Origin of the sequence: Microbacterium sp. WCS2018Hpa-9 (assembly GCF_031843745.1) — a bacterium.
Lineage (GTDB): Bacteria > Actinomycetota > Actinomycetes > Actinomycetales > Microbacteriaceae > Microbacterium.
This window is the reverse complement of the sequence record NZ_JAVTIY010000010.1, coordinates 116,172-135,083: the sequence shown is the minus strand read 5'-3', so window position 1 is coordinate 135,083 and position 18,912 is coordinate 116,172. Positions and strand designations below refer to the sequence as shown.

Sequence of the window (18,912 nt, the reverse complement as noted above, 5' to 3'; positions counted from 1 at the left end):
GTGCGGGGTCAGAAACGCATCCGCACCGCCGGTTTCCGATGCACAAGTGACCCCGCACGCATTCCGCACTCGGTGCGGGGTCAGAAACGCATCCGCACCGCCGGTTTCCGATGCACAAGTGACCCCGCACGCATCCCACACTCGGTGCGGGGTCGCGTCCAGGCGGCCCATACAGATGCAGGCTCAGATCACGGATGCATGCCCGATCAGGAGTTCTCGGCATGCATCTGTGATCCGGACGTGCGGGTGTGGCCGAGCGAACGGCCCGAACCTCCCGCACACGGGCCGAGGGCTCTCCGCGGATGGAAGGATTGAAGAATGACCACCGGCACGTTCGACCTGATCACGCAAGACGACCTGCGCAGCGCGGGCAGCTTGAAATGGACGACCTTCCCCGACATGATCGGGGCTTTCGTCGCCGAGATGGACTTCGGCCTCGCCCCCGCCGTCAGCGATGCGGCGAAGTCGGCGTTGGACCTGGGCGTCACCGGCTACCTCCCCGAGAAGCTCGCGAAGGACCTCGCCCAGGCGACGGCGCGCTGGTACTCCGACTCGTACGGGTGGGAAGTCTCGCCCGAGCGGGTGCACCATGTGCCCGATGTGATCGCCGCGTTCGAGCTGGCAATCGAGCACTTCACGGCTCCCGGCTCGGCGATCATCGTGCCGACTCCCGCATACATGCCGTTCCTGCTGGTGCCGCCGATGCGCGACCGCCGGGTGATCGAAGTGCCCAGCATCGAGGTCGACGGACGCTGGGTCATGGACTTGGATGCCGTCGCCCTGGCGTTCCGCGAAGGCGGCGAGATGCTGGTGCTCTGCAACCCGCACAACCCCCTCGGCACGGTCGCGACCCGTGACGAGCTGCTCGCGATCGCCTCGGTCGTGACGGATGCCGGGGGCCGCGTGTTCTCCGACGAGATCCACGCACCCATCGTCTACGCGCCGGCTCAGCACATCCCCTATGCCTCGGTGTCGGATGCCGCAGCATCGCACACGCTGACTGCGACGTCTGCGTCGAAGGCGTGGAACCTCGCCGGCCTCAAGTGCGCGCAGGTCATCCTCTCGAACGATGCCGACGCCGCGCTCTGGGAGAGCCTCGGATTCTGGGCAGGGCACGGAACTTCGACGCTCGGTGTCGTCGCGAACATCGCGGCGTACACGGGCGGCCGCGAGTGGCTCGATGGAGTGGTCGAGTACCTCGACGGCAACCGGCGGATGCTGGCGCAGCTCGTCGACGAGAAGCTGCCCGGCGTGCGGATGATCGTGCCCGAGGGCAGTTACATCGCGCTGCTCGACTTCCGCCAGACGGGTCTGACGGGCGACCTCGGCGAGTGGTTCCGTGAGCACGCGGGAGTCGCGATGACGGACGGTGCCGCCTGTGGTGAGGCCGCCATCGGGTACACGCGTTTTGTCTTCGCGCTGCCCCGCCCCGTCATGATCGAGGCGGTCGACCGGATCGCCGCCGCGCTGCGCGACCGGGTCGCGGCTGGCTCAGGCGCCGTGTAGCCGGCGTCCGCCCGCTCAGACACTGCCCTCGACCCGTGCGGGGTCAGAAAAGCATCCGAATCCACCGTTTCCGATGCGAAATCGACCCCGCAAGATCACGCGTCACGCGGAGGGCACGGCGTCTCGGTCGACGAAGTCGACGATCGTCTGGGTGAACAGGTCTGGGTCCTGGATGCTCCAGACGTGGCGCATCCGCGGCGCGACCCACGTGCGGGTCTGCGGCATCGCACGCACGAGCGCGGGGAACGCCCTGGCCACATCGCGCGGCTCCCGCTCTCCGGCGATCGCGAGCATCGGCCCCGTGTAGTCGAACCGGCCCTCCGGCATCGATCCGTCGAAGATCTCCCCGTACATCGCGTGCGCTGTCTGCGCGCTCACGCCCATGCCCGCAGAGATGAACTGCTCGCGCGCATCGGCGGGAATCCGGAACATCGCTGCCTGCATCCGCCAGAACCATCGCCGATCCCAGGCACGCAACTGCAGTTCGGCCACGCGGCGCTGGGCACCTGTGACGCCGAGCATCATCGCCCCGGTGACCATGCATGAGCGCACCAGATCAGGATGCCGCGCCACCAGGTGCACGGCGATGACCGCCCCCATCGACAGCCCCACGACGTGTGCTCGCCCACCGACCGCGCGCTCGCGGATGATCGACGCCACGTCATCGGCAGCCCCGGCAAGACCCGACCAGGCTTCGGCGGCGCGGGTGTTGAAGCCGATGGCATCCGGAGTGATCAGGTGCCTCCCGGCGAGACGCTCGACCTGCGGTTCCCACATCCAGCCGCCCACGTTGCCGCCGTGCAGCAGGATGATCGACTCGCCCGTGCGCTCCCCGTGCTCGATCGGGTACGCGGCATCCATCAGGCGTCTCCGACCGCGACAATCGATGCGCGCGTCGAGTGCAGCCATGCGAGCTCGGCCTCACCCTGTTGGATGCCGGCATCCAGAGTCGCCATGCGCAAGACGGCGCCGAGGTCGCCCCTCGCAGTGGGAAGCGCGCGCAGCTGGTCGAGCCCCTCACGCACCGCCGCCTCACGTTCGTCGAGCAGGGCCAGGATGCCGTCGACGCCGAGCGACTCGGCGAAGAACAGCCGGGCGAGGAACGGCTCCTTCGGTTTCAGGCTCTCGAGCGGAGTGCTGAGCCACTGCGCGAGCTCGGCTCGACCCAGGTCGGTCAGCGAGTGCACTCGGCGATCCGGCTTGCCTTGCTGCGGGATCGTCTCGGTCTCGATCGCGCCGTCTGCCTCGAGGCGGTCGAGGGTGCGGTAGATCTGCGACTGGTCGGCGTTCCAGAAGTGCGCGACGGATCGGTCGAACGCCCGACCGAGGTCGTATCCACTCTGCGGAGCGATGTCGAGGAGGCCGAGAACGGCGTGACGGAGTTGCATGTTGATATAGGACCACACACATATCGGACCACACAAGTATGCGGTTCACCACCCACGCACAGGTGCAGGCGCCAGTGCGGGGTCGATAATGCACCGGAACTCAGCGTTTCGCATGCGTTCTTGACCCCGCATCCGTCCGCGAGAGCGGATGCCGGCGCCGGCGCCGGTGCCGGTGCCGGTTGCCGGGTGCCGGTGCCGGGTGCCGGGTGCCGGGTGCCATCACGGGCGCCACGCGGGGTCAGTTTCGCACCGGAACTCAGCGTTTCGGATGCGTAACTGACCCCGCGTCCGCCCCGAGGTGCGTAATTGACCCCGCATCCACCCCGAGATGCGACGGACAACGCATCAGCGCGAGCGGACGGCATCCCCCATCGCCGCGAACGCCTCGCGCAGGATTGGCCGGGGAGTCGCGAACACGACGCGCACGAAGTCCTCGTACCCGCGTCCGAGCAGCGCCCCCTCGGTCAGCACGACCCCGGCGTGGTCGCGGAAGAACGCGGCGGGAGCGCCGTCGATCCCCAACGCGCTCGTGTCGATCCAGCCGATGTAGGTCGCGTCCGGTTCGCGATAGATCGCGCCGGGAAGATGCTCGGCGACAAGAGAACCCAGAAGGTGTCGCGATTCGGAGAGGTACGAGAGCACCCCGTCGAGCCACGGCTTGCCCTCGCGATACGCCGCGGTCGACGCGACCACGCCGAGCGTCGCGGCGCCGTGCTGCACGGAGAATCCGAACCGACGGTAGAGCTGCTGGTCGGCGTCGTTCGAGGTGATCAGCTGAGCCGTCTTGAGGCCGGGGATGTTCCACGCCTTCGACGCGCTCGTGCCGGTGACCGTGTGCGCGGCGGTCGCCTCCGACACCGACGCGTAGGGGATGAACGGCCGACCGTCGAAACGCAGCGGCGCATGGATCTCATCCGCGAACACCCGCCCGCCGTGGCGCTCCACGATCTCGGCGAGCGCCTCGAGCTCAGATCGCTCGACGACGGTTCCGGTCGGGTTGTGCGGGTTGCAGAGCACGAGCGTGCGGGCACCGGCGGCGAACGCCTCGTCGATGCGCTGCAGGTCGTGATGCCAGCGCCCGTCGACCTCGACACCGGGGATCTCGATCACCGGGTGTCCGATCGCGGGCAGATATGTCAGAAACGGCATATATGCGGGTGTCGGCACGATGACCGGCGAACCGGCGGGCGCATATTCCTCGACCGCGACGCGCAGCGCGGCCATCACATCAGACACGGGATGCACGCGCTCTGGGTCGATCGCCCAGCCGTACTCCCCCTGCATCCACTCGGCGGTCGCCTCACCCAGCCGGGCGGCAAGAGGCGGCGACAGGTATCCGAGGTTCTCCTCGTCGATCGCCCGATGCATCGCGTCGGCGATCACCGGCGCGACTCCGAAGTCCATCTCGGCGACCCACGCGCCGATGCGCCCAGGGTGCAGGCTCCACTTGCGACTCTCGGGCCGATCGAGGTCGAACCTGCGGCGGGAGTCGAACGGATGCGGGTCGGCGCGCGCGCGGTCGTCAGTCATGGCGAGCGGCCTCAGCCCACGAATCGACATCGGACGACGGCACCAGCACCAGCACCAGCACCAGCACCACCAGCACCAGCACCAGCACCACGGCTGCTCACGCGATTGCCGTCGCCGAGCGACCGGCGCGGCCAGCGGTCGGGGTCGATCTCAGACACGAGTACTCCTTCACAGCCAGAGCTTCCACACTAAGGACGACCCTGCCGTCGCGCGATTCCCGTGTCGGCGAGTGACAATCGGGATGCCGGCGCGAGGAGCGTGTGCAGCGAACGTTTCGAGGTCGCCGCTGGAGCATGCTTCAGCGCCGTTCGTCGCAGGGTCGTGCGTCGTGGGACGGCGCTGCGGAGCTGGTCGACCGCGTCAGCCGGCGAAGGCGATCCCGCTCGCGGTGCGCACCAGCGTCGCGTTGTCGGGGGCCGTCCGCCCGTCGGGCAGAGAGAGCGTGTCTTCGAGTCCGATGCGCGAATCGAGCTCGAGCTCGACGGCGAGCGAGAACGCGGGCCATGCCGATCGCAGCTCTCCATGGAGCAGGATCGGGATGCTGGGCTCGTCGAGCCGGGCGTGCGCGATCAGCCCCTCGGCATGGTGCCGCACGACCTCGACGGCCTCGTCGGGGAGCTCGATCAGCACGCGTGTGCACCGGCTGCGGACCGGTGACTGGCTCCAGGCCTCGAGTCCTGTGGCGTCCCAGATGCCCGCTTCGACTCCGACACCTCGGCTCAGCAGCAGCTCGGCCACGTGGTCGGCGCCGGCCTCGTGCCAGTTGACGGATGCGAAGTCGGGGAGTTCCGTCCACTCCGCGATCGCGGCCAGCCGCCGCTCGACGTCAGACTCGATCCAGGCTCCGGTCGTCACACCGATCGGCACGTCGGGGCACGCGGCCCTCAGGGCTCGCAACCACCGTTCGACGTCGCCGGCAGCCAAGCTGTCGCGCCCCGCGGCATCCTTCGGGTGCACGTGGATCTCGTTCGCTCCTACGGCCACCGCCCGCGCCGCGTCGGCACCAGCAAGGGTCGCGTCGGCGCTCAACGCCGGATGCTCCGTCGCCGACCGGGCGCCGTTGATGCAGACCTGCAACAGCATCCGTCGCTCTGATCGCTCCACAGAATCAGGGCCCATCAGTTCATGAGGTCGCGCGGATGCCAGTCGTGCAGGTTTCCGGTGTCGGATGGCCCCTCGGCTGTGCGCACGGTGTGCCGCACCTGGCGCGCGGCCGCTGCTCCGCGGCCGGCCCGGACGGCTTCGTCCTGGGTCTCGAAGCTCGAACCCAGGGTGCGGGATTCGCCCTCGATGCGGTTGAACCAGATCCCGTCACGCTGGAAGGTCTCGATGTCGCCTGCGGCCATGCCACGTCCTTTCGATCTGCCTCCTTTCTACGCGAGGGGCCGCACACCGGGAGAGACCCTTGACAGCGTGCCGGGCGTTCGATTGGGGTCAGAAACGCATCGGACTCCGTCGTTTCCCGTGCCGATTCGACCCCGCATCGCTCACCCCGAGCCGACCGCACCCACTGATTTCCCGTCACGTCAACCCCGATGACGATGGTCAGCCAACCGATATACGGTCGTCTCATGCATGCATGACCCGGATGCATCTGCAGGGAGCAAGTGATGACGTTGGAAGTGATCTCGCCCACGGCGGCACTCCTCGACGGACGGTACGTGTTGCACGACCGCGTCGGGCAGGGCGGCATGGCGACCGTCTACCGCGCGGAGGACACGCACCTCGGGCGCATCGTGGCCATCAAGATGATCCACGGTGAGGGTCCGGTCGCGTCGATCGAGCGGGCGCACACCGAGAAGGCGCTTCTCGCGTCGCTGAGCCACCCGTCGCTCGTGACGCTGTACGACGCGCAGCTCGTCCCCGGGCGGCCCCAATACCTCGTCATGGAGTTCGTCGACGGACCGACCCTCGCCGGGCGCATGGCCGAGGGCCCCCTGCCTCCCCGAGACGTCGCGCGCATCACGCGCGACCTCGCCGAAGGCCTGGCCGCGGTGCACGCGGCCGGGATCGTGCACCGTGACGTCAAGCCGTCGAACGTGCTGCTCGCTCGGGGTCGCTCCGGCCGCCCCCTCGCCGCGAAGCTCGCCGACTTCGGCATCGCCTGCTCGATCGAGAACACCCGGCTCACCACTCCCGGGATCGTGCTCGGCACGCTCACCTATATGGCGCCGGAGCAACTGCGCGACGCCGACCCCAGCACTCCGGTCGACATCTTCGCGCTGGGCCTGGTCGTGCTCGAGGCCCTGTCGGGTGAGACCGGGTATGCCGCGCTCGGCTCCGGACGCGCGGCAGCGATCGCCCGCCTCGCGCAGCCACCGACGATCTCGCAGACGGTGCCCGAAGAATGGCGCGATCTGCTGACCCGCATGACGCGGCTCGAGCCCGAAGAGCGGCCGACGGCGGTCGAGGTCGCTCGTGCAGCGCGAGGTCTGCTGCGGGGCTACGCGTCTGACGCCGACGGTTCCGCAGTCGCCGCGGCGGCGGCAGCCATCGTCGCGTCGGCCGGAGCGGATCCTGTGGGGAGCACGGCGCCGGTGGAGGATGCCGGTGCGCATTCAGCCCGCGGCGAGACTCGGCCGAGTGAGCCTGTCGTCGGTCAGCCGGGCGACAGCGCCGCACCGCCGGTGGCGCCGGAGGCCGCTGCCAGCCCGACGACCCGGACGACGCAGATCGCCGGCACCACCGGCGCGACGGCGGTGCTCGATGCGTCGTCACTCTCGCCGACGCGAGTGCGCGCGCGCCCCCACCCCCGCCGACGAATGCTCGTCGGCGCAGCGGGACTCGTCGCGACGGGCGCACTCGTCGTGGGTCTCGCAGCCTTCACCGCGCCGAACCCCGATCTCGGCCGCCTCGCCTCGGCTGTGACGGCTCGCACCGCCGTGACGCCGGCGGAGACCACACCCGCAGAGACTGTGACCGAAGAGGCCCCCGCCGCACCGGTCGAGGTCGTCACCGACTCGGGCAATCAGGGCAACGGCAACAAAGAAGACAAGGCCGACAAGGGCAACCCGGGGAACTCCGGGAACCCGGGGAACTCCGGGAACTCGGGGAACTCCGACAAGGGCCAGTCCAACGGCAAGGCGCCGAAGGAGAAGGACAAGTAGCACTGGCGAACCCTTCGCGCTCGGCGGGTTCGTGCTGGCGGCCGGATGGGTTCCGCGCCTCGGTTGACACCTCCCGTCGGTATCCACTCCGAACACCGACTGCAGGTGCCAACCCAAGAAGTCGACCGTCGCATGAGTTGGCACCTCTGGTCGGTATCCCTCGGAACACCGACATCAGGTGCCAACTCAACATCTCCACCGTCGGCGCCGCCGCTCGGCCGCCGACGGCGCGACAGTCTCGCTGTGCGTCAGCCCGCGTATTCGGCCCGCACGTCGAGCACCCATGTCACGCCGAAGCGGTCGGTGAGCATGCCGAATCCGGGCGACCACGCCGACGCGGCCAGCGGCTCGACGATCGAGGCGCCGTCTGCGAGAGCGTCCCAATACCCGGTGAGCTCGTCGAGCGAGTCGGCGCGCAGCGACTGGAAGAACGTGCGGTCGGTGAGGGTCATCCCGTTCTCGCGCGAAGTCGTGCCCGCGGTCGTGGCGGAGTCATCCGCACCGGGGATGTCGTATGCCATCAGCCGCAGGCCGTCGGCGTTCTCGACCTGCCCGAACACGATCTTGTCGGCGCCGGGCACGCCCGCGGGCATCCCGAAGTCGCCATAGGTGGCGAGTGTGACCTCGCCGCCGAACACGCCGGCGTAGAACTCGAGCGCCTGACGGGCGGTGCCCCGGAAGTTCAGGTGGGTGGTGGTTGCGATGGACATGGTGTCTCCTCGATCGTCTGGAACGGCGGGGATGCCGTCGAAACCAACACTCACAGCAGAAGAGGACAGTTTCGGTCCTCTACCTGTCGCAGAATGGATGCATGACCGGCAGCTCCTCGCGCATGCTCGCCCTGCTGTCGCTGCTGCAGACGCAGCGCGACTGGCCGGGTCAGGTGCTGGCCGACCGCCTCGACGTGACACCTCGCACAGTGCGACGAGACGTCGATCGGCTGCGCGAGCTGGGATACCGGATCAGCGCCATCAAGGGTCCGGACGGCGGATACCGGCTCGCCGCCGGTTCGGAGCTTCCTCCTCTTCTCTTCGACGACGAGCAGGCGGTCGCCATCGCGGTCGCGTTGCAGAGCGTGCCGGCCACAGGTATCGACATCGACGAGGGAGCCGCGCGGGCGCTCGCGACGGTGCGGCAGGTGATGCCCTCTCGCCTGCGACACCGCGTGGACGGCATCCGCTTCACCGGGGTCGAGAACGAGACCCGCGTGGATCCGGCGGTGCTCGAGGCGGCGAGCGCAGCCGTGCGCGATCGACTCGTGCTGCGCTTCGACTACGGCGAGCGCCACGACCGACCTGCCCGGCGCACCGAACCGCACGCCGTCGTCGCGCGGGAGGGCCGCTGGTACCTGCTCGCCTGGGATCTCGAGGCCGAAGACTGGCGCACGTTCCGACTCGATCGCATGACCCCGCGCATCCCGACCGGCCCCGGTTTCACTCCGCGTGAGCTGCCCGCGGCCGACGCGCAGACCTACCTCGCGGCGCGGGCGAAGGGATCGACCGGGCGCGACGAGTGGCCGCATGTCGGGCGGGTCGAGGTCGACCTGCCCGCCCGCGAGGTCGCTCGATGGCTGGGCGTCGACGGCACAGCCGTCCCGATCGACGATGCGCGCTGCCGTGTCGCCGTCGGCTCGTGGTCGTGGAACGGAGTGCTCGCGTTCCTCGCGTCTTTGGACGCCCCGTTCCGCATCGAGGGCCCGTCCGAGCTGCGCGACGCCGCGACCGCCCTCTCGCGACGCCTGTCCGACGCGGGCGAGGTCCGCTGACCGGTCAGCCCTGACCGCATCCGAGACCCCGCACCCCGAGTCGCCGAGTGCTCACAGGTCGATCTGCGTACGCCGCGCCACCCCCGCCCCACGGTGCGCCGTCACCTCGACCTCGGCCTTGTACTCGCCCGCGAGCGGGCTGCGCGTCATGGTGAGCGCCGGGTCGATGCCGCGGAACAGCTCGCCGAGCACCTCGATCGTCTCGTCCTGATCGGACGCATCGGGAACGAAGACCTGGATCCGGACGACATCGGAGAGCGATGAATCCACGGCGGCGAGCGCCCGCGCGACGGTGGCGATCGCGAGACGCAGCTGCTCTGCCGCCGTGTCCGGCAGGGTCCTCGTTTCGTAGTCGATACCGGCGGTGTTCGAGACGAAGATCCAGTCGCCGATCGCGACGGCGCGCGAGTAGCTCGCGAGGGTCTCGAACTTGCTTCCGCTCTTCACACTGGTGATGATCAAAGGTTCCGTCTTTCGTGTCAGTGGCCCTGGAGGACCGGATAGTCGTCTGCGAGCACAAGATCCTCGGCGCGCGCCTGAGCACGGCGTCGGTGGTGATCGAGCGTGAACAGGGGATGCTGCAGCGCACTCGTCCCGCTCTCGGCGAGTTGCGCCAGTACTCGTCCGTAGGCGGGCGAGAACTTGAAGCCATTGCCGGAGAACCCGGCTCCGATGACGATCCGCCCCGACGCGGAGACATCGAGGATCGGGACATGATCGGCCGTCGTCGACTCCGGGTGGATGGACGACCGGACCACCTCGGGCAGGACGCCGGGGAACATCCGAGTGGCGATCGCCGTGCATTCCCTCAACTGCTCGCGCGACAGTTCGCGGGGATCTGCGGCGGGGTCCTCGATCGTCTCGATGCGCGTCGTGGGGGCGATCTTGACCGAGTAGCCGTCGAGTGTGGGAACGCCGAAGGCATGGTCGCCGTCCAGGTCACGCATCCAGCAGGGGAAGCGATCGAGGGTGAACTGGCTGATGTCCTCCGGCATGAACCACGTGAGCGGGATGGCGATCGCACTCACCAGATCGCGCAGCTCCGGCACGATCCTCGTCGTCCACGCACCGGTCGTCACGATCACCTTCTGCGCGTGGACGATCCCCTCGGATGTCGAGATCACGACACCGCTCTCGCCCTCATCGATGCCGAGCACCCGGGTGTTGTAGAGGATCTCCGCCCCGCGGCTGATCGCCGCCCGCTGCGCGGTCGCCACCGCCAGCTCTGAGCGCAACCCGCCGCCGAGCACGTCCATGATGCCGATGTCGCCGTCCTCGACGGTGAACTGCGGATACTCACGGCGGAGCTCCGCGGCATCGAGGTACCGGTGCGGCAGATCGCCCTCCACGATCGATCGCTGCGTGGACTCGAGGAACGGATGTCCCTCCGGCGCGATCGCGAGGACGCCGGTCTTCAGCAGCAGCTGGCGGCCGGTCTCACGCTCCAGCTCGGTCCACAGCGCCCTGGCCTCGAGGGCCGCCGCCGTGTACAGCGGCCCCTCCTTGTTGGCCGCGCGGAACAGACGCGACTCACCGGCGAAGGCTGCGTGGCCGTGCGCCGGGCCGTACTGCTCGATGCCCAGCACCGACAGCCCCGTCGATTTCGCGAGGTGCCACAGCGCCATCGATCCCATGGACCCTGCACCGACCACCGCGACGTCGACGGTCCGGATGACCTCTGCCGCACTCATGCGAGAGCCGGCTCGGTCCACAGGTTCAGCTTCTGGCCGATGCCGCGCTCAAGGGCGTTGCGATACACCTTCGTCCCCCACGCGACGTCCTCCACCGGCATCCCGCCGACCGACATGATGACGATCTCATCGTCGCTCTGCCGACCGGGCCGCTTTCCGGAGACGACATCGCCGATGTCGACGAGCTCGTCACGTGAGAGCTCCCCGGCCTTCACGAGATCCATCCACTTCTGTCCGACCATCGGAATGTGCTCGAACGACGGCTTCGGGAACTCCTCATGCCAGGTCTCGTACAACCCGTACGCATCGACGACCTTCGTGATGTCGCTGTCCAGCAGCGAGTCGTCGGTGTTGCACAGGGACGGCATCGCGAAGAACGCCCCTGGCGTGATCCACTCCCGCTGGATCGTCGGGTAGCTCGCCGATCCACCAGCACCGGTGCCCGTGGTGCAGAAGCTCACCAGGTCGCTCCCCCGGACGACGTCCTCGATCGAGTCGACGACCTCGATCGTTGTGATCGTCGGGAACTCCTCGCGCACCCACTCCTGGAAGCGCGAGAGGCTCTCCGCCCCTCGCCCCTTGATCTTCAGCGTGTCGATCAGCGGGCACGCATCCATGAAGGCCAGGAGCACCGTGCGTGCCATGACGCCGGGCCCGGCGATCCCCGCGACGCGCGAGTCCTTGCGGGCGAAGTGCCGCGCACCGACCCCCGGCACGGCGCCCGTCCGGTACGCCGACAGCAGGTTCGCCGACATGAAGGCGAGTGGCGCTCCGGTGTCGGTGTCGTTGAGCGTGAACATGAGGATCGACCGCGGCAGACCCTTCTCGCGGTTGGCGATGTTGGATCCGTACCACTTCACGCCAGTCGTCTGGAAGTCGCCGCCGAGGTAGGCCGGCATCGCCATGAACCGTCGGTCCTCAGTGGGCACCGGCATGTTCGGGAACGGCGACGCCTCGGGGAACGTCATCATCGCGCCGTGCGAATCGTTGCTCTCACCGGTCATGCGGTAATCGCCGGCGGCGAACAGTGCGAACATCTCCTCCATGGTGTCGACGCACTGGTGCATATCGGTCACTCCGGCCGCGATCATGTCGGCTTCGGAGAGGTAGAGGAAATCCACGTGGGGCAGGGGCATGACGGTCCTTCTCGTCGAGGGGGTGGGGGAGAGTGTGTCGGTCGCGCTCACGGTGCGCCTCAGCCGGCGATGGCGTCGGTGAGCTTGGCGTATGCCGCGGGCCTGCGGGCTCTGATCCACGCGGCCTGGGCGTACCCGATGAGGGGGAAGACGATCACCAGCCCGAGCAGACTCCAGCTGACCGCGCCGAACACGGGCGCGCCTGTGGCATCCGCATCGCCGACCATGATCGGGAAGTAGACGACGATCATGACCACAGAGAGCACCAGGCCGATGAAACCGAGCACCGGGGCGATCACGGTGTTCCAGAGCCTCCGGTCCTTGCGTGTCCTCGCGAAGTAGACGATGACCGCGATCGAGGTGACCGCCATCAGGAGGGCGATCGCCACGGTCGCGACCCCGGCGAACCATGTGAACACCTGCAGCACCGGGTCGAGCTGCAGAATGGCGAACAGCGCGACGAGGACGATCGCGGTGATGCTCTGCACGAGCGAGGACACGTGCGGAGACATGTGCCGCGGGTGCACGGCGCCCACCCGGTCGGGCAGCACGCCGGCGCCCGCCATGGAGTACTGGTAACGGGCGACGACGTTGTGGAAAGACAGCACGCAGGCGAACATCGCGGTGATGAGGAGGATGTTCGTGATGATCTCGCCGGTGGCGCCGAGGTACGCCGACATCGTGCGGAGGATGAGCGTTCCCGGGTCGGCCGCGGCCTCTTCCAGGATGTTCGAGGGTCCCCACGCCATGACGAGGCCCCACGAGGCGAGGGTGTAGAACACACCGACGCCGATCACGGCCATATAGGTGGCGCGGGGGATAGTGCGGTCGGGATCGCGCGCCTCGCTGCGGAAGACGGCGGTCGCCTCGAACCCGATGAAGGCGGCGATCGCCATCATGAGGCCGACGCCGGGGGAACCGCTCGCGACGTTCTTCGGCTCGAACGGTGCCAGGCTCAGACCTTCGGGGCCACCGGAGATCACGACCGCCGCGACGAGAAGGAGGACGATTCCGACCTCGGCGCAGAGCAGGACGCCGAGCACTTTGCTGGACAGATCGATGTGGCGATAGCCGAGGAACCCGACGAGCGCGACGACGGCGATCGAGTACAGCCACCATGGGAGCGTGATGCCGAACCCCTCGAAAGTGAAGCTCAGCACGTAGCCCATGTACCCGTACACGGACACCTGGATCGTCGTATACGTGAGCATGGCGATCCAGGCGGACGCGAGACCGGTCGAGCGTCCGAGGCCATATCCGACGTAGGTGAAGAACGCCCCGGGGTTGGGGACGTGCTTGGCCATCGCGGAGACGCCGACGGCGAAGAGCACGAGAACGACGGCGCTGATCGCATACAGCGCCGGGAACCCCGACCCGTTTCCGAGCAGGATGCCGAGCGGGGCCGACCCGCCGATGACAGTCAGTGGCGAGGCGGCGGCGACGACCATGAAGACGATCGCCGTAGCACCGAGCGATCCCGACAGGACCTTCTTCGGGGAGGCCTCGGTGGCGCTGGGCTGAATCTGGACCATGTGCAAACCCTTCTGAGAGAAGCGGAGTGGAGCGGTTCCCCCACCCTGCCGCGGCGGGATTTCCCGCCCGTCTCGCCGGAGTGACGTCTGCGGTCGCCGCGAACGGGACACTCGAATACGGGCTGTCTCATTCGGGCGAGATCTGCGCGAAACACGACTGAAGCGTCCCTGCAACCGATCGCTCGTAGCCTCTTCCCATCGCGCAGGAGCGTTCATCGCGCAACAAGCGGAGGCCCCATGTCTGCACTCGAAGAGGCGATCGAACGCCCGGAGGCCGTTCGATCGTTCGCCGCCCGCTCACCGCTGCACGGACTCGACAGGCACACCGTGGGTTTCGCCGACGTCCTCGCGCAGTCGGTCGCCGCCATCGCCCCGGCTGCGGCGTCGGCCATGGCCGTGCTGATGGTCGCGGATCTGGCCGGCGGAGCGACGGTTCTCGTGATGGCCCTCGCGACGATCATCACGTTCCTGGTCGCTCGGACGATCAACCAGTTCACGCGGCGGTTCGCCGCCAGCGGCTCGCTCTACACCTATGCCGCCCGGGGACTCGGCACGACCGCCGGGCTCGCGACAGGCGCGGCGATCGTCGTCGGGTACGCCTTCATCTCGGTCTTCGCGCTCCTGGGCGGTGCGCACTACGCGACGATGCTCGTGACCAGGCTGTGGCCGCAGCTCCCCGCGACCCCGATCGCTCTCGGCGCTCTGGTCATCGAGGCAGCGGTGCTCGCGATCGTTCTCGTGCGTGGCATCCGTCTCTCATCCCGGGTCGCTCTCGTCGTCGAACTCGTCAGCGTCGCGCTGATCCTGCTCCTTCTGATCGTGCTCCTCGTGCAGATCGGACCGATCCATCCGGCGGCGATCTTCTCGCCCGAGGACGTATCGGTGGCGGGCGTCGCCGGGGGCGCAGTGCTCGCGATCACAGCGTTCGTCGGTTTCGAGAGCTCGGCGACGCTCGGCGTCGAAGCGCGCTCGCCCCTGAAGAACATCCCCCGCGCCATCGTGTGGAGCGTCGGCGTGGCCGGCGTCTTCTACCTCATAGCCGGCTACACGCAGATCGCCGGGGCGGACGCGATCGGGGGGACGACTTCGGTCGCGCTCCTCGATGAGCTGGCGTCGCGTTTCGGTCTCTCCGCCTGGGCCGCCGTCGCGGACGTCGGCATCGCCACCTCGGGCCTGGCCTGCGCCATCGCATCGACGACCGCCCTCACCCGCATTGTGTTCGCACTCGCCCGCGACGGCGTGGCCCCGACCGAGCTGGGACGCACTCACCGCCGTCACCGCACTCCGGTCGGCGCGATCGCCGTCGCAGCCCCGCCGATCACCCTGATCCCGATCGCGGTCGTCGCGGCCGGGGTGTCGCCATGGGACGCGATGAAGGCCGTCCTGCTGATCTCGGCCTCGGGCTACATCGTCGCTTACGTGCTGGTCTGCATCGCCGCGCCACTGTTCCTGCGTCGCATCGGAGAGGTCACCGCCGGATCCGTGATCGTGGCCGTCAGCGCGGCGGCGGCACTGACGGGATGCCTGACCGTCTATCTCGCCGCGGAGGCCACGGCGGGGAATCCAGGAGTCTGGCTCACCGTCGGCATCGCCGTCATCGCGGCGGCACTGATCCGGTGGCGACGGCGCTCGCCCATAGGTGAAGTCGGACGCTACGACGAGCCAGTCGCCGCTCACGTGCTCGGCGGTGTCGCGCGCAGTGGCAGCGCAGGCGACGGCAGCGCGGGCGACGGCAGCAGCAGCGCAAACGGGGGCGAACCGGGGGACGCCGACGGATGACGGGCGGTGACGGGGTATCGATCTCGGCCCGCCAGCCCACCGCCATCCACAGTGCGCTGTCGATGCTCGAAGCCGTCGCGGCGATGGGAGCCGGCGTCACCGCGCGGCAACTCGCCGAGCATCTGGGGATGCCGCGCGCGACGACCTATCGCCTGCTCAATCTGCTGGTGCAGGACGAATACCTCGTCCGGACACCGGATCTCACCGGTTTCGCCCTGGGCACGAAAGTGGCGTTGCTGGCCGGCAGCATCGCCGTCGAGCGCGTCCCCCGTGCCGCACGCGACGTCCTCGAGCGCACCAGGGCGAGCGCGCGGGGTGGCATCCACCTCGTCCTCTACCGCGACGGCAGAGTCGTCATCGCCGATGAGGACCCCGACTTTCCACTCTCGAACCGGCTGGGCCTGCAGCACGAGCCCACCCGATACGCGCTGGGTCTGCTGCCACTCGTCGTGCGAGGGGAAATCGTCCGCGGGGAGCACGTCGCCGACGACCTCGTCACCGAGCTCCGCGAGCAGGGCGTGATCCGCACTCGCGACGGCCAGCGGGGGTGTCTGGTCGCGCCGATCACCGACGCCTCCGGCGCGCTTGCCGGAGCACTGTCCTACTCGGGTCCGCGCAGATACATCGACGAATCCGATTCGATCGCCCTCTCCGTCATCGCGGCTGCACGGGAGCTCGGGCCGCTCCTGACGTAGACGCGAGCAGCGGATGCCGGCACCCGTCGCCCCGACGCACGAGTCCGGGCCCACGGCATCCCCCGGTAGACTGGCCATGCCCCGCCGGCCCCTCATCTAGGAGTGCGCGTGACCACCGCCCCTGCACCTGCCCACAAGCACGTCCCCGACTCCGTCGAGAACGCCACCGCGACTCCGGAGAAGGAGCAGCCGTACGCAGCGCTGGGCCTCAAGGATGACGAGTACGCCCGCATCAAGGAGATCCTGGGCCGCCGCCCTACCTCCGGTGAGCTGGCGATGTACTCCGTGATGTGGTCGGAGCACTGCTCGTACAAGTCGTCGAAGAACTACCTGCGCCGCTTCGGCCAGAAGGTCTCCGACGAGATGAAGGAACGCCTGATGGTGGGCATGGGCCAGAACGCGGGCGTCATCGACGTCGGCGAGGGCTGGGCCGTCACCTTCAAGGCCGAGTCGCACAACCACCCGTCGTTCATCGAGCCGTTCCAGGGTGCAGCGACCGGCGTCGGCGGCATCGTCCGCGACATCATCTCGATGGGCGCACGCCCGGTCGCGGTCATGGATGCCCTCCGCTTCGGCGCGATCGACCACCCCGACACCGCCCGCGTCGTGCACGGTGTGACCAGCGGCATCAGCTTCTACGGCAACTGCCTGGGTCTTCCGAACATCGGCGGCGAGACGGTCTTCGACTCCGTCTACCAGGCGAACCCGCTCGTCAACGCGCTCGCGGTCGGCGTCCTCCGCCACGAAGACCTCAAGCTCGCGAACGCCACCGGTGTCGGCAACAAGGTCGTGCTGTTCGGTGCCCGCACGGGTGGCGACGGCATCGGCGGCGCCAGCATCCTGGCATCCGATTCGTTCGATTCCACGGGACCGACCAAGCGCCCCGCGGTGCAGGTGGGCGACCCGTTCGCCGAGAAGGTGCTCATCGAGTGCTGCCTCGAGCTGTACCGCGACGAGCTCGTCGAGGCCATCCAAGACCTCGGGGCCGCCGGAATCTCGTGCGCCACCAGCGAGCTCGCGGCCAACGGCAACAGCGGTATGAAGGTCTCGCTCGACAACGTCCTGCTGCGCGACCCCTCGCTCACGGCCGAGGAGATCCTCATGTCGGAGTCGCAGGAGCGCATGATGGCGATCGTCGCTCCTGAGAAGCTCGACGCGTTCCTCGCGGTCGTCAAGAAGTGGGACGTCGAGACGTCGGTGCTCGGCGAGGTCACCGGAGACGGCCGCCTCATCATCGACTGGCAGGGCGAGCGCATCGTCGACGTCGACCCCTCGACCGTCGCGGTCGAGGGCCCGGTCTACGACCGTCCGGTCGCGTACCCGACATGGATCGACGCACTGCAGGCGGATGCCGCCGAGAACCTGCCCCGTTCGAACGACCCCGAGGTGCTGCGCGAGCAGTTCCTGAACCTGGTCGCGAGCCCGAACCTGGCCGACACCCGCTGGATCACCAACCAGTACGACTACTACGTGCTCGGCAACACCGCCCTCTCGTTCCCCGACGATGCCGGCATGATCCGTGTCGACGAGGAGTCGGGACTGGGCTTCGCGATCTCGACCGACGCCAACGGCCGTTACTGCCAGCTCGACCCGTATGCCGGTGCACAGCTGGCACTCGCCGAGGCATACCGCAACGTCGCCGTCACCGGCGCGGTACCCACGGCGATCACCGACTGCCTCAACTTCGGCTCCCCCGAGAACCCCGAGGTCATGTGGCAGTTCGGCCAGACCGTCGACGGTCTCGCAGACGGATGCTACGAGCTCGGCACCCCGGTCACCGGTGGCAACGTCTCGTTCTACAACCAGACCGGCGACGTGCCGATCCACCCGACCCCGCTCGTCGGCGTTCTCGGCATCATCGACGACGTCTCGCGCCGCATCCCTTCGGGGTGGCAGGACGAGGGTCAGAACATCTACCTGCTCGGCACGACCTCGACCGAGCTGTCGGGTTCGGCGTGGGCCGAGACCGTGCACCAGCACCTCGGCGGACTGCCCCCGAAGGTCGACCTCGCGGGCGAGAAGCGCCTCGCGGGTCTGCTCGGCGCGGCCCGTGACGAGTGGCTGATCTCGTCGGCGCACGACGTGTCAGAGGGTGGCCTCGCACAGGCCCTCGCCGAGGGCGTCTCGCGCTTCGGCGTCGGCGCACGCGTCTGGCTGAACGAGATCATCGAGCGCGACGGTGTGGATGCCGCATCCGCCCTGTTCTCCGAGTCGACCGGTCGCGTCATCGTGACCGTGCCGCGTGAGGACGACGTGAAGTTCCGCGGACTCTGCGAAGGCCGCGACTACCCGGTGATGCGCATCGGCGTGACCGACAGCGAGGGCGCGAAGCTCGAGGTGCAGGACGTCTTCACGGTTCCCGTCGCCGAGATCCGCGAGCGCTCGCAGGCCACCCTGCCCGCAGCCTTCGGCCCGACGGTCAGCGAGCCGGTCAGCGCATGAGCGGCGACGGCCTGAGCGAGGACTACGGCGACCTCGGCGAGAAGCGCAATCGCCGCCTGCGCATCGTCGCCTGGAGCGTCATCATCGCGCTCATCCTCGGTGGCGGCGGCGCGACCGTGATCACGCTGATCCTCGGCTAGGTCGAGTTCCTCCTCTTTCGGTTGCCCGGTGCGGGGTGCCGTCTGCGGCCTGTCCCCTGCCGTCTGTCCTCCTGCCGGCTGTCCCCCTGCCGTCGGTCCCCCTGCCCCCCGTGCCCGTTGCCCCTGCTCGCTCCCGGTTGCCGGGCACAACTTCGGAGTCTGCGGGCGACACCCCGGTGGCCCGGCACGCCTCCGCCGTAT

At 68.7% G+C, this 18,912-nt stretch carries 17 protein-coding genes; 7 read left to right on the top strand and 10 right to left on the bottom strand.

Features of this window, described 5'->3' with window-relative positions; all coding sequences use genetic code 11:
- Nucleotides 1-318 precede the first annotated feature (318 nt).
- A complete protein-coding gene (locus RQG82_RS18405) occupies nt 319-1,506 on the top strand; it encodes an aminotransferase class I/II-fold pyridoxal phosphate-dependent enzyme (RefSeq protein WP_311260247.1) in 1,188 nt (395 codons plus the stop codon).
- 102 nt (nt 1,507-1,608) lie between these two features.
- Here the strand turns inward: RQG82_RS18405 and RQG82_RS18400 are convergent, their stop codons facing one another.
- From RQG82_RS18400 to RQG82_RS18380, 5 genes are all read right to left on the bottom strand, one after another.
- The gene (locus RQG82_RS18400) at nt 1,609-2,367 is read right to left on the bottom strand and encodes an alpha/beta hydrolase (protein ID WP_311260246.1); all 759 of its coding nucleotides are present in this window, start codon (nt 2,365-2,367) and stop codon (nt 1,609-1,611) included.
- Entirely contained in the window at nt 2,367-2,894 is a 528-nt protein-coding gene (locus RQG82_RS18395; RefSeq protein WP_311260245.1) for a PadR family transcriptional regulator, read from the bottom strand. Before RQG82_RS18395 ends, RQG82_RS18400 begins: the two co-directional genes overlap by 1 nt.
- A gap of 345 nt (nt 2,895-3,239) precedes the next feature.
- A complete protein-coding gene (locus tag RQG82_RS18390) occupies nt 3,240-4,424 on the bottom strand; it encodes an aminotransferase class I/II-fold pyridoxal phosphate-dependent enzyme (RefSeq protein ID WP_311260244.1) in 1,185 nt (394 codons plus the stop codon).
- A 360-nt stretch (nt 4,425-4,784) separates the two neighbouring features.
- On the bottom strand, nt 4,785-5,507 hold the full coding sequence (locus tag RQG82_RS18385; RefSeq protein ID WP_311260243.1) for a 3-keto-5-aminohexanoate cleavage protein: 723 nt from the start codon (nt 5,505-5,507) through the stop codon (nt 4,785-4,787).
- A gap of 35 nt (nt 5,508-5,542) precedes the next feature.
- A complete protein-coding gene (locus RQG82_RS18380; RefSeq protein WP_311260242.1) occupies nt 5,543-5,770 on the bottom strand; it encodes a DUF2188 domain-containing protein in 228 nt (75 codons plus the stop codon).
- Nucleotides 5,771-6,034: 264 nt separating this feature from the next.
- On the opposite strand from RQG82_RS18380, the gene RQG82_RS18375 reads away from it, so the two are divergent.
- Nucleotides 6,035-7,531 (top strand): serine/threonine-protein kinase, encoded by a 1,497-nt coding sequence (locus tag RQG82_RS18375; RefSeq protein ID WP_311260241.1) that lies wholly within the window; start codon nt 6,035-6,037, stop codon nt 7,529-7,531.
- Nucleotides 7,532-7,779: 248 nt separating this feature from the next.
- Here the strand turns inward: RQG82_RS18375 and RQG82_RS18370 are convergent, their stop codons facing one another.
- Nucleotides 7,780-8,241, bottom strand: a complete 462-nt coding sequence (locus tag RQG82_RS18370; protein ID WP_311260240.1) for a VOC family protein — start codon at nt 8,239-8,241, stop codon at nt 7,780-7,782.
- A gap of 101 nt (nt 8,242-8,342) precedes the next feature.
- Here RQG82_RS18370 and RQG82_RS18365 point away from each other — a divergent pair, with 101 nt between their 5' ends.
- Nucleotides 8,343-9,296, top strand: coding sequence for a WYL domain-containing protein (locus tag RQG82_RS18365; protein ID WP_311260239.1), 954 nt, complete (start codon nt 8,343-8,345; stop codon nt 9,294-9,296).
- Nucleotides 9,297-9,347: 51 nt separating this feature from the next.
- On the opposite strand, the gene RQG82_RS18360 is transcribed toward RQG82_RS18365, so the two are convergent.
- The 4 genes from RQG82_RS18360 to RQG82_RS18345 are packed head-to-tail and all read right to left on the bottom strand — an operon-like array spanning nt 9,348 to nt 13,655.
- Nucleotides 9,348-9,758, bottom strand: coding sequence for a RidA family protein (locus RQG82_RS18360; protein WP_311260238.1), 411 nt, complete (start codon nt 9,756-9,758; stop codon nt 9,348-9,350).
- A 17-nt stretch (nt 9,759-9,775) separates the two neighbouring features.
- Nucleotides 9,776-10,987, bottom strand: a complete 1,212-nt coding sequence (gene solA, locus RQG82_RS18355; RefSeq protein ID WP_311260237.1) for an N-methyl-L-tryptophan oxidase — start codon at nt 10,985-10,987, stop codon at nt 9,776-9,778.
- Nucleotides 10,984-12,123, bottom strand: coding sequence for a tyramine oxidase subunit B (locus RQG82_RS18350; protein WP_311260236.1), 1,140 nt, complete (start codon nt 12,121-12,123; stop codon nt 10,984-10,986). Before RQG82_RS18350 ends, solA begins: the two co-directional genes overlap by 4 nt.
- Nucleotides 12,124-12,182: 59 nt before the next feature.
- Entirely contained in the window at nt 12,183-13,655 is a 1,473-nt protein-coding gene (locus RQG82_RS18345; RefSeq protein WP_311260235.1) for an APC family permease, read from the bottom strand.
- A gap of 237 nt (nt 13,656-13,892) precedes the next feature.
- On the opposite strand from RQG82_RS18345, the gene RQG82_RS18340 reads away from it, so the two are divergent.
- The 4 genes from RQG82_RS18340 (at nt 13,893) to RQG82_RS18325 (ending at nt 18,711) form a co-directional block, all read left to right on the top strand.
- Entirely contained in the window at nt 13,893-15,434 is a 1,542-nt protein-coding gene (locus RQG82_RS18340) for an APC family permease (RefSeq protein WP_311260234.1), read from the top strand.
- Nucleotides 15,431-16,129: a helix-turn-helix domain-containing protein gene (locus tag RQG82_RS18335; protein ID WP_311260233.1), complete on the top strand. Its 699-nt coding sequence runs from the start codon at nt 15,431-15,433 to the stop codon at nt 16,127-16,129. Before RQG82_RS18340 ends, RQG82_RS18335 begins: the two co-directional genes overlap by 4 nt.
- A gap of 108 nt (nt 16,130-16,237) precedes the next feature.
- Nucleotides 16,238-18,571 (top strand): phosphoribosylformylglycinamidine synthase subunit PurL, encoded by a 2,334-nt coding sequence (gene purL, locus RQG82_RS18330; RefSeq protein ID WP_311260232.1) that lies wholly within the window; start codon nt 16,238-16,240, stop codon nt 18,569-18,571.
- On the top strand, nt 18,568-18,711 hold the full coding sequence (locus RQG82_RS18325; RefSeq protein ID WP_311260231.1) for a hypothetical protein: 144 nt from the start codon (nt 18,568-18,570) through the stop codon (nt 18,709-18,711). Before purL ends, RQG82_RS18325 begins: the two co-directional genes overlap by 4 nt.
- Nucleotides 18,712-18,912: the final 201 nt, after the last annotated feature.